Annotated in this window: 12 protein-coding genes; 9 read left to right on the forward strand and 3 right to left on the reverse strand. The window is 37.2% G+C overall.

Annotated elements, in window-relative coordinates:
- The first annotated feature begins 58 nt into the window (after positions 1-58).
- The 6 genes from LDM90_RS01530 (at position 59) to LDM90_RS01555 (ending at position 8782) form a co-directional block, all read left to right on the forward strand.
- A complete protein-coding gene (locus tag LDM90_RS01530; protein WP_223896299.1) occupies positions 59-544 on the forward strand; it encodes a hypothetical protein in 486 nt (161 codons plus the stop codon).
- 53 nt (positions 545-597) lie between these two features.
- The gene (locus LDM90_RS01535; protein WP_198212467.1) at positions 598-1995 is read left to right on the forward strand and encodes a metallophosphoesterase; all 1398 of its coding nucleotides are present in this window, start codon (positions 598-600) and stop codon (positions 1993-1995) included.
- 109 nt (positions 1996-2104) lie between these two features.
- Positions 2105-4054 (forward strand): asparagine synthase (glutamine-hydrolyzing), encoded by a 1950-nt coding sequence (asnB, locus tag LDM90_RS01540; protein WP_223896300.1) that lies wholly within the window; start codon positions 2105-2107, stop codon positions 4052-4054.
- A 19-nt stretch (positions 4055-4073) separates the two neighbouring features.
- Positions 4074-5330, forward strand: coding sequence for a carboxylate--amine ligase (locus LDM90_RS01545; RefSeq protein ID WP_223896301.1), 1257 nt, complete (start codon positions 4074-4076; stop codon positions 5328-5330).
- Positions 5331-5516: 186 nt separating this feature from the next.
- Positions 5517-6737 (forward strand): MDR family MFS transporter, encoded by a 1221-nt coding sequence (locus LDM90_RS01550; RefSeq protein WP_198212461.1) that lies wholly within the window; start codon positions 5517-5519, stop codon positions 6735-6737.
- 95 nt (positions 6738-6832) lie between these two features.
- Entirely contained in the window at positions 6833-8782 is a 1950-nt protein-coding gene (locus LDM90_RS01555; RefSeq protein WP_223896302.1) for a M13 family metallopeptidase, read from the forward strand.
- Positions 8783-8912: 130 nt separating this feature from the next.
- Here the strand turns inward: LDM90_RS01555 and LDM90_RS01560 are convergent, their stop codons facing one another.
- From LDM90_RS01560 to LDM90_RS01570, 3 genes are all read right to left on the reverse strand, one after another.
- Complete coding sequence (locus LDM90_RS01560) at positions 8913-10943, reverse strand: KUP/HAK/KT family potassium transporter (protein WP_223896303.1); 2031 nt, start codon at positions 10941-10943, stop codon at positions 8913-8915.
- 121 nt (positions 10944-11064) lie between these two features.
- The gene (locus LDM90_RS01565) at positions 11065-11511 is read right to left on the reverse strand and encodes a hypothetical protein (RefSeq protein WP_223896304.1); all 447 of its coding nucleotides are present in this window, start codon (positions 11509-11511) and stop codon (positions 11065-11067) included.
- A gap of 240 nt (positions 11512-11751) precedes the next feature.
- Positions 11752-12615 (reverse strand): hypothetical protein, encoded by an 864-nt coding sequence (locus LDM90_RS01570; protein ID WP_223896305.1) that lies wholly within the window; start codon positions 12613-12615, stop codon positions 11752-11754.
- 204 nt (positions 12616-12819) lie between these two features.
- On the opposite strand from LDM90_RS01570, the gene LDM90_RS01575 reads away from it, so the two are divergent.
- The 3 genes from LDM90_RS01575 to LDM90_RS01585 all read left to right on the forward strand — a co-directional run bounded on the left by LDM90_RS01575 (position 12820) and on the right by LDM90_RS01585 (position 15653).
- Entirely contained in the window at positions 12820-13038 is a 219-nt protein-coding gene (locus tag LDM90_RS01575; protein ID WP_034978218.1) for a DUF1659 domain-containing protein, read from the forward strand.
- Positions 13039-13081: 43 nt separating this feature from the next.
- Positions 13082-13330, forward strand: coding sequence for a DUF2922 domain-containing protein (locus LDM90_RS01580; RefSeq protein ID WP_109586780.1), 249 nt, complete (start codon positions 13082-13084; stop codon positions 13328-13330).
- A 529-nt stretch (positions 13331-13859) separates the two neighbouring features.
- Entirely contained in the window at positions 13860-15653 is a 1794-nt protein-coding gene (locus LDM90_RS01585) for an SLAP domain-containing protein (RefSeq protein ID WP_223896306.1), read from the forward strand.
- The last annotated feature ends 2 nt before the right edge of the window (positions 15654-15655 follow it).

Genomic DNA, 15655 nt, shown 5'->3' on the forward strand with positions numbered 1-15655 from the left:
CAAAAAGTGCAATAGCTGTTTTTTTGGTATAATATATAATGAACTTTAGGAGGATACCATGGAGAAGTTAGAAATAATAACTTTGGCCGATGACTTGGCCGCAAATCAAGAAAGTATTTTAAATAAAGAAAAAGATTTTGATGCCGAGGCAGTTTATCGTGTAATTGATAATTTGCACGTTTTGCATAAGCCAATAAAAGAATACTTCGGCATGAGTCAAGAGCAGTATTATGACACTGAAAGTGATCATAAACTGACTTTAATTAAGTTATCGGAGCAATTAACCGATTTGCAGGATCGGATTTTGACTAACCATGTTGATGGTTTTGTTGATAAAAACGAAATTAATCTAACTTATAATCATGAGAATCCGTATGAAGACGGGTTTTACAACAACCTGGTAGATTCTCATGTCGTTAGTTACAGTTTAAAAGTAATTGGAGCCGTTGAAGAAGTAGCGCCAAAAACATTACAAGGAGTTTTGTCTAAAGATGCACTTCTGTCAATTGGTTTAGCGGCACACGCTTTAGAAAAAAGTTTATAATTTTAGAGCTGAATGTGTGTTCAGCTCTTTTTTCTTTCTGCTAGAGGCAAAATATGGGTATTTTAAAGTATACTAAAGGATTAGCTGATAAGATAAACGGGGCTAGATTACGTTCTTTATTTAAGAAAAAAGATGCACAGCTTGATCCTATGCAAAATTATTTAACGGTAGGAGAGTATCATGTTGATGGTGAACAGGGTACACCTAATGATCAGCCGTATACTCTGACAGTTTACCAAGATGAAGAAAAAATTTTGCATCAAGCTCTCAGTTTGGAAAGTACAGATAAATTAGAGCCTGAATATGTCCGCCGATTTAGTCCTGAACTGCAGCGCTACCGCGCTTTTGTCAGCCGCAAAACTGGCAGACGCTATGTTGTAGAAGAATACCTGGATCGCTTTGTTGAAAGAGTCAAAGGCCACATTCGCACAGGGAAAAACTCTGTTAATGTCAGCGTTATTACTGATACCCATTATAAAGACCGTAATAGTATGGACTTTTATGGCTGGAACGGCTTAACTCACGTTAACGAATTTTCTTACCTTGATGACTCAGGACTTTTAAGTTTAAAAGTTCATTTGGGTGACTGGATTGATGGCTCTGATACCGGCTTTTTGGGTGAAAGTGAATTAACTAAATTGCGTGATTCATTTGTTTCAGACAAAGTGCCTTATATACTTATTAAGGGAAATCATGATGAAAATGATAAATTTGATGAACATCATGATTTAAGAGCCTCTTTTCCTGAGAATGAGTTTGAAGGGATTATGTGGCCCGCCTTGTATAAGCAAAAAGGTGTCCATTATATTTCCCGGCAACATGGAGTTTGTTACTATGATGTGGATGATTTACGCTTTATTTCCGTTAATACTTCTGATTTGCCTTACTATTTGGATGCACAAGGCAGAAAAAAATATGATGTGAAACTTACTTTGGCTGTGAGAGAAGATCAAATTGAAGAAATTATTGAAATACTGGAGCAGTCATCAAATAAGCAAATTATCTTTATGAGCCATGCTAATCCGATTAATCGTAAGGGTTCAAATGCTTTGAAGTATAATGGTCGTTCTCTGCACGAGTTACTGGTTGCCTTCAATCAGGGTGAAAAAGGACAAATGCATTCCAGCCACGGAATTCCACCAGAGTTTCGTTTAGCTAATGACTTTGATTTTACTAATGTGAAAAATGCGCGCATTATTGCCTACTTTTGTGGTCACAGACATAACGAAGACCAATACCGCATTAACGGAATTCAGTATATCTTGTTTAACTGTTCGGCACTGATGGGATCTAACCATGCTTTAACTACTAAATATAACAAGAATTGGAAAAGACAAATTGATCATCAAACCGAATTTGCGGGTTATATTGTAAATATTGACATACAGAGGCATTATATTCAGGCTTTTGGTTATGGTGCTGCCAGCAAACGCAGAATTTTTTATATTTAGTAAAATCGCGACGGGCAATTTGGAAATTGCCCGGCTTTTAGCATATAATAGAAAAGTTAAATTAAAGACAAAAATATACAAAGTAACATAAATTAAGGGAAGATAAGCAATGTGCGGAATTGTTGCATTTTATAATCCAGAAATAAATGATAAACAAGCCGCTATCGGTAAAATGATGGCGGCAATTATGCATCGTGGTCCTGATTCAGATGGTTTTTATACCAACGATAAAGTTGCTTTAGGGTTTAGAAGATTATCAATCATTGATTTGCGTGGTGGCAGTCAACCAATTTACAACGAAGATAAAACAATGGCCATTATCTTCAATGGTGAAATCTACAACTTCCAGCCATTGAGAGATGAATTAATTGCTGCGGGTCATACTTTTACCACTAAGTCTGATACAGAAGTTCTTCTGCATGGCTTTGAAGAGTGGGGCATGGATGGCTTGCTCAAGCGTGTTCGCGGCATGTTTGCTTTTGCGATTTGGGATGACAATACTCAGACGCTATATGGTGCGCGCGATTTCTTTGGTATTAAGCCACTTTATTACAGTGAAGAGAATGGTCATTTAATGATAGGCTCAGAAATCAAAAGCTTTTTGGCAATGCCTGGTTTTAAAAGACGTTTAAACATTGAAGCTGTTAAACCATACTTGATGAACCAGTATAATGATTTGCATGAAACTTTTTTCAAGGGAATTTATAGATTTCCTGCCGGTCACTGGTTCGAATATAAAGATGGTGAAATGAAAACCCATCAGTACTGGGATGCAGAATATAAGGCCAATACTTTAAGTTTTGAAGAAACCGTCAATAAAATTGACGAAGATTTACATGAGTCAGTTAAATTGCACCATATTGCCGATGTTCCGGTTGGTGCCTTCTTATCAGAAGGAGTGGATTCAAGTTACATCACTAGTATATTAAATCCGGATGATGTATTCTCAATTTCTTTTGATGATGCAACTTATGATGAAGCTTCAAAGGCCAGGGCTTTAGCTGATATGAAGGGCTGGCATTTCTTTTCTGATAAGGTTAAGGCAGATGAAGCCATGTATGACTTTCCGGAAATGCAGTACCATATGGATGAGCCGGATGCTAACCCGTCAATAATTCCATTATGGTATTTATGCAAGATGGCACGTAAACATGTGACAGTTGCTTTGTCTGGCGAAGGTGCGGACGAATTATTTGCAGGTTACGTTAACTACGGAATGCACACGCACAACAGCATTATTAAAGTTTTTACTTCCCAATGCAAAAAGTTGCCGAAGAAGACCAGGGTTAAACTGGCACACAGAATTAAAAAAATGCCGAACTTCCCTGGTAAGGTTCATTTGTACACCAATTTGGCTGAACCGAGTGAATTTTACGTTGGTCAATCAGTTATCTATGACATGGATTATCCGACTATCTTTACATCTGAAGATGCTAACAGTGTTTTAAAGCCATCTTATCGGAATAAATTAACTGTTAACGGGATTTACCAAAGTGACTTTAAAAAGGTAAAAGACCTCGATAATGTCCGTCAGATGCAGTACATTGATCTGCACCACTTTATGCTAAATGATATAGAACAAAAGGCGGATAAAATTTCTATGGCTCATTCTTTGGAGTTAAGGGTGCCATACCTTGATAAAAAGGTTGCGGAAAGAGCCAATTCAATTCCGACTGATTACTTAGTGAACATGCATGACACTAAGTATGCTTTGCGCAAGGCTTCAGAAAAGGTTTTACCGGATGAATGGGCTAAACGACCAAAATTAGGCTTCCCAACCCCAATCAAAGAATGGTTGCAAGAACCCCGTTTTTATAAACAAGTGCGCGAATTATTCAGTGAAGACTTTGTACAAGACGTTTTCGAGCAGGATAAAATTTTGGCTCTACTTGATGAAAACTACAAGGGTGACGGTTCCCATCGTCGACAAATTTGGACTATTTATACATTTTTGGTATGGTATAAATTATTCTTTGTTGATTATGAAGGGACAGTTGCCAAATACCAGCATGTTCAACCAGAAGTTGCCAGCTTGATTAAGCAGGGCAAGCTGGTTTAATGAGGAGAACAATTTATTAATGAAACGAAACTTTACGCCAATTTTACTTGGCAGTGACATTAATGTTTACGGCATGGCCCGATCGTTTAACGAGGCATACGGTATTAGCGTAAAGGCGCTGGCTGACAGTCAGCTGGCGGCAACACGTTATTCTAAAATTGTCAGTGTGGAGTTACATCATGGCTTCAGCGAAGATCCTACTTTTATTGAAGTTATGCGTGAGCAAATGAAAATTTACCAAGATCATGAAGAACCGGTAATTCTGATTTCGTGTGGAGACGGCTATTCTGAATTGCTTGCAAAGCATAAGGAAGAATTGGAACAAGTTTTTGTAGTTCCCTATGTTGACTACGATTTATTACAAAAACTAATTTCAAAAGAAAACTTTTACCAGATAGCTGAAGAATGTGGTCTGCCATACCCTAAAACCAAGATTGTGACGATGGCTGATTACAAGGCAGAAAATTATCTGGAACTTCCCTTTGGCTATCCTATGGAACTCAAGCCGGAAGATCCTGTTTCCTGGCTTGATGTGCAGTTTGAGGGTCGTAAAAAAGCTTTTACCATTCATAATGAAACTGAATTGCGTGATATTGTCACCAAAATTTATGAAAATGGCTATCATGAAGACTTGATCTTGCAAGATTTTATTCCTGGCGATGATTCCAACATGCGTGTATTAAATGCTTATGTTGATAAGGAGCATCATATCAAGATGATGTGTATGGGTCACCCATTGCTGGAGGATCCGACACCTCAGTCAATTGGCAATTATATGGCAATTTTGCCTGATTATGACGAAAAGCTATACGAGCAAGTTGAATCATTCTTGGAAAAAATCAATTATACGGGGATGGCCAACTTTGACATCAAGTATGATACGCGAGATGGTAAATATAAATTCTTTGAAATCAATCTGCGCCAAGGTCGTTCAAGCTTTTATGTAACGCTTAATGGTTATAACTTGGCGAAATGGTATGTGGATGACTATGTTTATGACAGCTTAAACGATAAGGAGCCGGTTTACTGCAATAAGTTAAAGTCAAAGCATAAATTGTGGCTGGGCATACCTGTCAATGTGTTTAAGCAATACGCTGTTGATAATGAAGCCAAAAGAATGGCTGAAGAGTTAATCCATGAGGGACGTTATGGTACAACAGTCTTTTATGATCAGGACCGCAATTTTAAGCGGTGGCTGCTGTTGAAATATATGTTTCATAATTATAAAGGACGCTACCAAAAGTATTATCAGGAAAATAAGAGTCAATTCTTCTAGGTTCTGGATTAATTAAACAGCAATAAAGATGATTGCAGCAAATCGCTGGTGGTCATCTTTTTTCTCTAAGAATAAAATTATTATTTTGTATGCAAAATACCAGTTCAGCTATTTATTGGGGGTATTCTTTTTTAATACTTCTTGCTAAACTGGTAAATGGAAACTAAAAAAGAAAGGACTGAATAAATGAAACTTAAACATGGATCTCATGAAGAAACTGAAATTAAGTTACGCTGGCTATTACTGGGGGAGCTGGCCACGTGGATCGGGTCGAGTTTTGTTTGGCCCTTGACTTCGGTTTATTTAAACAAGCAATTACACATCAGCCTTTCTGTAATAGGGGTTGTTTTATTTTGCAATTGTGCCAGCAATGTATTAGGTTCGCTTTTAGCTGGACGCTTATATGACCGTCTGAACCCATACCCACTAATTGTTACAGGATTAGGACTGGATGCCTTTGTTTTGTTCATGATGGCTTTTTTCCATGGCTGGCCGCAATATTGGTTTTGGCTTATTCTTACCGGTTGCATCAGTGGTTGGAATGGCACCTTAATTAACTCAATAGCAACAAGCTTGCGTAAATATTCAGGGCGTTATGTTTTTAATCTGATTTATTTTGCCCAAAATGTCGGTACTGTCACAGGGACACTGCTGGTAGGATATCTTTATGACTTTTCAATTGAGTTCTTATTTATTTTAGCAGCTTCACTATTTGCCATTGCCTGCGTTAATGCAGCGATTCATTATCGCCCAATTAATACTTTTCACCAAAATCGCAAAAAGAATGGTATTAAAAAGGGCGTAAAGCAAAAAGTTGATCCTATGCCCAAATATAACGTGATGTTAATGGTCGGATTTTTGATTTCTTTGGCTGTGACATGGCTAATGTACATGAATTGGGAGTCTAACCTGTCAGTTTACATGGTTTCATTGGGAATACCTTTCCATTTATATAGCCTGTTATGGACTCTAAATGGTGCCGTAATAGTCATTATTCAAGTGATTTTGGCACGCTATCCTAATTTGTTTAAGAACTTGTTTCAGCAAATTATTTTTGGCACGCTCATGTTTGCAATTTCTTTTGCCACGTTGATTTTTGCTAAAGATTTTGCCCACTTTGCATTATCAATGTTTATCCTGACTATGGGTGAAGCAACTGCATTTCCAGCTGTTCCGGCATACATTAACGATTTATCTCCAGCAAACAGCAAGGGCAAATATCAGGGTGAAATTAATGTTGCCCGTGGCATTGGTCAGGCTTTTGGTCCATTATTTGGCGGCATGATAATTGATCGTGCAGGTTACATTCCATTTTTCATTATTGCTGCCTGTGGTATTTTTCTGATGGTATTGCTCTTATTGCCATTGCACGCAAAATTGCATAAGCATATCACGCTTTATAAGTAATTTTGTAAAGTCTTTTTAATGTTAAGGGTATAATTAGAATGATAATATTAATTTAGTCTATTTTTAATTTAGATAAAAAGGGGAGGACTCTCTGAATGAATAAAAACTTCGCAGTTCGAGGCGGTAGTGGTAATATCATCGAGCCTAAGCTTGATGCACGCCCACAGGACAACCTATACCTGGCTGTTAACTCAGAATGGATTGAAAAAACTAAGATTCCGGAAGACCGGTCACGAATGGCTTCGTTTGATGGTATTGATGTTGATGTTGAAAAGCATTTGATGCAGGATTTTGCTGATTTTGCGGCTGGAAAAAAAGAAGTACCAAGTGTGCCTAACTTTGATGAAGCCGTTAAGTTGTACAAATTGGCTAAAGATTTTGATAAAAGAAACTCTGATGGAGCTGAACCAATTAAGTCAGACTTGGAACTTCTTGATGGTTTAAAAGATTTTTCTGACTTTAATTTAAATGCACCAGATTTAGTAACTTTTTCCGCAATTCCTTTTGGTCTTGATGTTGAACCTGACATGAAGAACACCAAAGTCAATGCGTTGAATTTTGCAGGTCCTGGGACATTTTTACCAGATACAACTACTTATCAAACACTTGATGCGCCAAAATTGTTAGGTATTTTGCAAAAGCAATCAGTTAAACTGTTAATTATGGCAGGTATAGCTGAAGAAAGAGCAGAAAAATATGCTGAAGATGCAATTAAGTTTGACAAAAAGCTGGCCAAAATAGTTAAGTCAAGTGAAGAGTGGGCTGATTATCCTGCTACTTATAATCCAATGAAGATTGCTGATTTTGAAGCTAAGTTTGCTGATTTCCAAATTTCTTATTTTCTTAGAGAAGTAATCGGTGAGGAACCAAGCAGAATTATAGTTCAAGAACCGCGTTATTTGGATCATATTAACGAAATTATCAATAAAGAAAACTTTGCTGAAATCAAAGGCTGGATGTTGGTTAACTTTATTAATGGTGTTGCCGATGTTTTGTCACAAGATTTCCGTGAAGCATCATTTCCATTTGCTCAGGCGCTTAGTGGTCAACCACAATTGACAACTGGTGAAAAACAAGCTTATCACATTGCAAATGATTCATTTAGCGAAGTAGTTGGCGTTTATTATGGTCAAACCTATTTTGGTAAAGAAGCCAAAGAAGACGTTGAAGACATGATTCACCGTATGCTTGATGTTTACAAGGAACGTCTGCAGAATAACGATTGGCTTTCTGAACGAACCAAGAAACGTGCAATCATTAAACTTGATGCTTTGGTATTAAAGATTGGTTATCCAGATAAAATTGAAGAGATTTACAATCGTTTAAAGGTTATCCCAGCTAGTCAAGGTGGCAGTCTTTATTCTAATGAACGTGCCTTTGCTATTGTTGAACAAAAATATAATTTTGAACAATTACATAAAGAAGTAGATAGAACTGTTTGGGCAATGCCAGGTAATTTAGTCAACGCCTGCTATGACCCACAAAGAAATGATCTGACTTTTCCTGCAGCAATTTTGCAGAAGCCATTTTATGATTTGAAACAAGACAGAGCAGCCAACTTTGGTGGCATCGGTTCCGTAATTGCTCATGAAGTTTCCCATGCCTTTGATAACAATGGTGCTCAGTTTGATGAATTAGGCAATATGACTAATTGGTGGACTGATGAGGATTATGCTGAATTCAAGAAACGGACACAAGCTGAAATTGACTTGTTTGACGGTATAGAATATGGACCAGTTACACTCAATGGTAAGCAAATAGTTTCTGAGAATATTGCTGATCAGGGTGGCTTGACTGCTGCTGTTGAAGCTGCCAAGAACGAAAATGATGATTTGAAGAAACTGTTTGAAAACTTTGCACGCATTTGGGCTAATAAGCAATTGACTGAATCAATTAAGAGTCAAATTGCTGTTGATGTTCATGCGCCTGGTCCACTGCGGGCTAACGTTCAAAGTCAATGCCAAGATGACTTTTACAAAGTCTTCGATGTTAAACCGGAAGACGGCATGTGGCTCGACCCAGAGAAACGAGTACATATTTGGTAATTAGTATTAAAAATAAAAACATTGTTCCAATCAGAACAATGTTTTTTGTTAACTTAATTATAGAGAATAGAAAAATCGATTTAACTAAAAAATAGCACCTGTAAATTTGATCTACAGATGCTATTTTATATTATTCAAATTCTTTATTCTTTAGATTGGAATAGTCCCGCGGGGCAACTCTCTTAATATGCAGGTTATGTCTTGGCTTACCTAAAATGAGTGGTACTTCCTCGACCACAGTGTCAGTGTATTCCAACCCAAACCATGAAGCTGGATTAGAAGAGAGGTTTTGTAACCAAACTCGTGCCTTTAGCATAACTTTTTCAAAGCCTTTAAGTCTAGTTAGGGGACTGACAACTTCATTAACAATTACAAATGAGAAGTCACCCACTTTACGACCGGGAGTTGTAGTATACTCCTGAGGCTGTGCTTCGATAGTACCATCTTTAATTAAATCATGGACAATTTGGCGCAGGTAAACATTAACACTGGTTTGTTTCTTGAACCCAAGGTAGAGCTGCACGTTAATGACATTCTTAGTACCAAAAGTATTAACAGCATATCTGGCAGTAAACGGTTCATTCGTAATATTGACAGTTACAAACCAGTAGGCTTGAGCACGTTTAGGTCTTTTATCCAAGATGGAGTACATAATTTCACGTTTGATAAATTTATTGTATTTAACTTTAGCCATGTAAACTAAGTTAGTGGCATAAGTGGGATAATCATCGTCGTGGCTTAAATCCGTCAGCATATCAGTGTATTCGTCCAAACGGACATAGGTATGAGCACCTTCATGCTTATCACGAACTTTATTGCCAAAGTACCAGATGAACATAATGACGCCAATGAAACCGGCAATTAAAACGGTGACGTAGCCACCATGCATAAACTTGGTCAAACTGGAAATCAAGAACATGCCTTCAATAAAGCCAAAGGCTATTAAAAAGCAAAGGCGTAAAATTAATGGGTGATGCTTTGAACCTAAGTATTCAAAGAGCAGCAGGGTAGTCATTAACATTGTGACTGTGATTGACAGACCATAAGCTGCTTCCATATGTTCTGAAGTCCGGAAGAAAATTACGATAGCGATAGTTGCCACGCAAATCATTTTGTTTACGGAAGGAATGTAAATTTGCCCATGCTTAGTAGTAGGATAATTAATATTCATCCGTGGCAAAAATTTCAGACCACTTGCTTCAGATACTAATGTAAATGAACCGGTAATCAATGCCTGAGATGCAATAATTGCGGCTACTGTAGCCAAAATGATGGCAAAAAGTCGTAAATTTCCTGGTACAGCTTCAAAGAATGGATTCAGTTCACCACCATTTGTTTGGTAATGTGGATTTTGCAGAATCCAAACTCCCTGACCAAGATAATTTAAAGACAGGCAGAGAAAAACATAAGGCCAGGATCCACGAATGTTTTCTTTACCAACATGACCGACATCAGAATATAGCGCTTCTGCACCGGTAGTAGCCAGAAAGATTGAACCTAAAATAAAGATACCGGCTTTATTAGATGGACTAAAAAGAACTTTAATAGCCCAAACGGGATTCAGTGCTTCTAAAATTGACCAGTCATTAGCCATATTATAGATACCGATAATGCCTAAAAATGTAAACCAGACAAACATTATAGGACCAAATGCTTTACCAATGCTGCTGGTGCCAAGCATTTGAATTGAAAAAAGTACCAGCAATATCGCAATTGTAATTATGATTACAGCATTTTGGTTAGGCACCGGTACGCTTGAACCGAAGTGCATATTTTTAAGCCCTTCAATCGAAGTGGTAACCGTCACAGCAGGGGTCAATGTCCCATCAGCTAATAGGGCTGCTCCACCAATCAGTGCCGGCATAACAAGCCATTTGGCTCGTTTACGTACCAGAGCGTATAATGCAAAAATACCACCTTCACCACGGTTGGTAGCTCTGAGTGCAATCATGACGTATTTAACGGTGGTTAGCAGTGTGACTGTCCAAAAAATGAGCGAAATTGATCCTAAAATCAGTTCACGATCAACATTGACAATGCCACCGTTGCCTGTAACGATTGACTTCATTACATAGAGCGGACTAGTTCCGATATCACCATAAACGATACCGATGGTAATTAATAGACCGGCAGCTGAAATCCGCTTCGTCTTTTTATCCATAGTAATTATGTACTCCCATAGACAATATTGAGATATTCATTCTTAAGTAAAAAAGAATGTCAGTGTGGCATTCTCATTCAAGTATCTATTTTGTTCTTTTTTTTGCTTTAGTACAAGTAAATTATGATAAAGAAGTTGAAATTTTATTGCGACGTTCTTCGTACCAGTTATCCCAATCTTTATATGTTGTCATTTTTTCTGCATCAACACCATCTTTAGCAGCAATTTCGTCAATTATACTTTGGAAATTCTGAGCATGGTATTGCAAAACGTGTTTAACTAATTCTTTGCGAGTGAATTTAATGTTATTAAGCAGATAGTGGTTGATGTCAACCATGTTGGAATTGGTATCATATAAGTTCATGATTTCCAAATCTCGTTGGTTAAACTGAGCAATGTAAAAGTCAGCGAAAACTTTAAGGTAATCCGGTTGCTCTGCAAACTCTTCTTCTGGCATGGTTGTCCATTCAGCGTCAGGCATCACAACCTTGATTTCTTCTTCTTTATCCTTTTTTTCTTGTTCTTTTTCGTTATCTTTTTCTTTGCTATTATTTTCTTTTTCAGTCAAAGCAGACACCCCTTTAATAAAAATAGGAAACGTGAAAGTCAATAGTCATTTTACAGAGTTTAGGCTATAAAAGCAACTATTGGAGCAATTTAACCTCTATATATGGTAGTTTTTAATAATATTAATAAAATTATAGCATTTTGCACAACTGCAATAAAATAGATAAACCGGCTAAATAAAAACCGTCCCATGTAACGATCGGGACGGTTCAGCATATTAAGTTTAACTTATTATTGTTTGTTACGGCTTAAGATAGTTTTGAATATCTTGTTTGGTAATTTTGCTTGGTTTAGTTCGACCAGACTTTCTGTAAAGATCGATCAAATCCTGCGGACTCCAAGACATTGAGTCATAGCCAAACTTGCCTACACGTTTGCGCAGTTGTGCTATTTGCTTATTAGTAACTGTTTTACCATGTACTTTGTGGTTGCCCATGGAACCCTCACCGGTTTTACCGGCATTGCCAGTATCTGGTCCTTTACCTGAAATTGAATTGTAGCTTTGACTTGAAGAGCCATTATTATTTTCTTTAGCAGCTTTTTGGTTATCTTTGAGACCTTTTTCTGCTTTTGTCTTGTACTGACTGTAATATTGTTCATCAATATAAGGCAGGTCCAGCACCTTTTGGTATTGGTCAGCTGCTTTAAGATATTGCTTAGCTAATTCCGCTTGGGATGCAGCGAGGAAGATTGGTTGAATTTCATGTTCATAATTATCTTGAACATCTTTGATAGTAGTCTTTAATTTTTTACCTTGTTTTACTAAAACTGCATAGCCGTTTTTTCTTTGAATTACATTGGCAGTTTCGTTTAACGCATCATTATATTTGCCTTTTTTAGTTGCGTTAATTGCGGAAATCATATTGTCCGACTGGTTTTTATAAGCTTTAGCCTGGTCAGTCTTCTTGATACTGAAAGCTTTGGCAAATGCAGAGCTTGCTTCTGAATAGTCCTTATCAGCAACCGCATTTTTACCAGTAGTCATTGCACTATTATAGGAAGCTTCAACTTTATCATTATTGGATTTTTGTGTTGCGTAAAAAACGCCACCACCAATAGCGATAATTACTACTGCTACAATCGTACCAATTGTCGTTTTTTTCATAATAGGAATTTATCCTCCTTACTAATACTTAGTTTAATTATAGATGGTTTAAGCAGATTTGACTACTCAATGGTGTTTTTTCACCTTTACGTGACCATTTTTTAAGAAAAAATGTTACATTTTGACGCCCATTTTCGTTAGTAATAGTGTAAGACATCTGGCGCGCGGGTTGATTACACTATTTAGAAAAGGAAGAAAGATAATATGAATTTTGCATTATTAGAACAATCAGTCCAATACACATTTTTAAATTCCAAATACAGCAAAGACGGTACTAAATCACGAATTTTAAAGAACGTTAGAGAAGGAGCAACAGCTGGCAGTTTGGCTAAAGTAGGTGCAGCTTTAGCACAGCTTCAGGGTGATGATCTGGGCGCAGCGACTTTAATTCAAAGACAGGGCATTCCAATTGGTGATGAATAATAAAATCTCTCAACTAAAAATGATTAAGACAGGAGCAAATAATATGGTAACAAAAACCAAAACTTTACAATTAGTATTTCTAAACGGTGCAAACAAAAAGGTTAATTTGTCTTTACCAGATGCTGCCGCTAATTTGGCAGGAACAGAGGTAAAGAAAGCAATGGAAACAATAGCAAATGCAAAAGCATTTGCGCAAGAAGGGGTGGATTTGTATAAAACTCCACAATCTGCTTCATATGTTGAACGAACTGTTACTAGTTTGTTCGATAATACTCAGGGTCAGTCAATGTAACCTGCAGTTTTTGGAGACAATTAAAGAAACGATAATTAAAATCAAACAATTTTGCGGTAAAAATAATTAGTAAAGATAGGAAATCACGTCAAGGCAAGTTTGGCGTGATTTTTACTTTATTTCAAATTATTTTGTTATTATTTTGTAAAATTTAATAGAAAATAAAATAACTTTATTAACTTTGTTAGCGGCAAAAAACATTGAATGTAGTGCTGTTGAGGGTTTTATTATTTTTTGAAAAGTAAAAAAATAAGCTGTAAATCTGTAAGCGTTTGTTACAAAAGTATGTTAAATAACTACATGTCTTGCAATTTGAGCAAAAGGTAGGTACAATAAGAAATGTGGTAAGTAATAGCTATGCTTCAGGTTCGAATGCCTGTACGCATGCGCGTTCTTCAGCTCGAAAGCTACCTCATAAGAGTTATAAACTTATGAATTCGGCTTGAAGGGTGTTGTAACAATGTAGGCTCATCACGACTGAACCTATAGCCTATTACTATTTTGTATATACACAAGGAGGAAAGACCACATGAAGAAAAATTTAAGAATTGTTAGTGCTGCTGCAGCTGCTTTATTAGCTGTTGCTCCAGTTGCTGCAGCCGGTGTATCAACAGTATTTGCTGATACTAATATTCCAGTTGTTGGCGGAACTACACAAGACGGCATTACTACTGCTACATTGGAATTGAATATAACTAACGCTACTAGTTTAGTAGATGGCGATGTAGCATCCAAAGTTGCTGCTTCACTTTCTACCCCAACTTTGCCAACAGGTGCTAATGTAATTCCTGGTAAAGCTTCTATTTATGAAGCTACAGCAAATGCTGATGGCACTGGTTCTGTAGCTAGCGGTGCAAAAGCAGTTGATAAGCTTGAAAAAGGTAAATCTTATGTAGCTATTGTTCCAGTTACTATTAGTGGCTTGAAAGCTAATACAGACTATACTGTTAATAAAGCTACTAAGACTTCAGATGGTACTGGCGTAATTTCAGGCGTTCAAGTTCAAAGTAAAGTATTTAGTGTTGCTAACACTGATTTGAAGGGTGCACCATACGTTACTTATAGAGATAAAGATACTGATAAGGATGTAATTGCTGACTCTGGTTCAGTAGATCTTGACACAAATAGTTACAGTGTTTCTGCTGTAGCAGACAAGATTGACGCTTCAAGAGGTAAGAATGGTAAGTATACCCCTAGAACAACTGCTGGCAATGACTCTTCAGCTGCTACACCAAGTTTCTTGAACCTTGAACAAGATATTAGAGATGGCTTGAAGGCTGCTGGCGTTACTGTAAAGGCTAATGGTAGTTTTGACAAACCAGCAGCTCCATTTACAGTTACTACACACCTGTATGCAACTAATGGTAAAACTGCTACATTTAATGTACGTGTTAACCCAACAGCAACGGAAGCTGATGGTTCATTCCCTCAAATGTACTTTAATGGACAAAGCACTGCTTTGAGAGGTACAACTACTCTTGACACAATTGGTGATGTTAGTTTCAACTATGTTCCAGTTAATGGTGTAGTTAATACTAAGGCTATTCAAGATGCATTTAAGACACAAGTAAGTAGTACTGACACAACTACTATGATTCCTACAGTTGATGTAAGTAAAGTTAATACTAAGGTTGCTGGTAAATATCCAGTTACTGTAAGTGCTACTAATGCTGACGGTAAGACTACTAAAGTTACTTTCTTACTAACTGTTGGTGTTAAGGGTGCAGAATACAAGACAGTTCAATCAGATGGTGATGTTCCAGTTTACAAGATTGATGGTAACACTGTAACAGATTCAAAGACTACTGTTAAGAACGGTGATCAGATTGCTATCTTTGGTGAACCAATCAAAGTTGGCGATAAGACATATTACCGCATTAACAGTGCTGATTCAGACCTTTACGTAGAAAGCAAGTATGTTGACGGTACATTTAAGCCTGCAAACAAGGTTAAGAAGACTGTTATGCACAACTCATACATCTACGATAAAGATCACAAGCGTGTTGGTACTGATATGTTACGTGCTTACTCCACAGTTGAAGTAATCGGTGCAGCTACTAAACTTGCTGATGGCAGCTTAGTTTACCAAATTGCTGACAACCAATACGTAATGGCTGATAACATCGATGGTACTTCACGTACATTAAGCCACAACGCTTATGTGTACAAGACCAGCAAGAAGCGTGCAGACAGACGTGTATTGAAAGCTGGCTCAAAGGTTACTACTTTTGGTTCACCTTACACATTCAAGAATGGTAAGGCTTACTACAGAATTGGTGGACCAAGCAAGCAATACGTTAAGGTTGCAAACTTTGCTAACTAATT

The organism is Lactobacillus huangpiensis, assembly GCF_019972815.1.
GTDB lineage: Bacteria > Bacillota > Bacilli > Lactobacillales > Lactobacillaceae > Lactobacillus > Lactobacillus huangpiensis.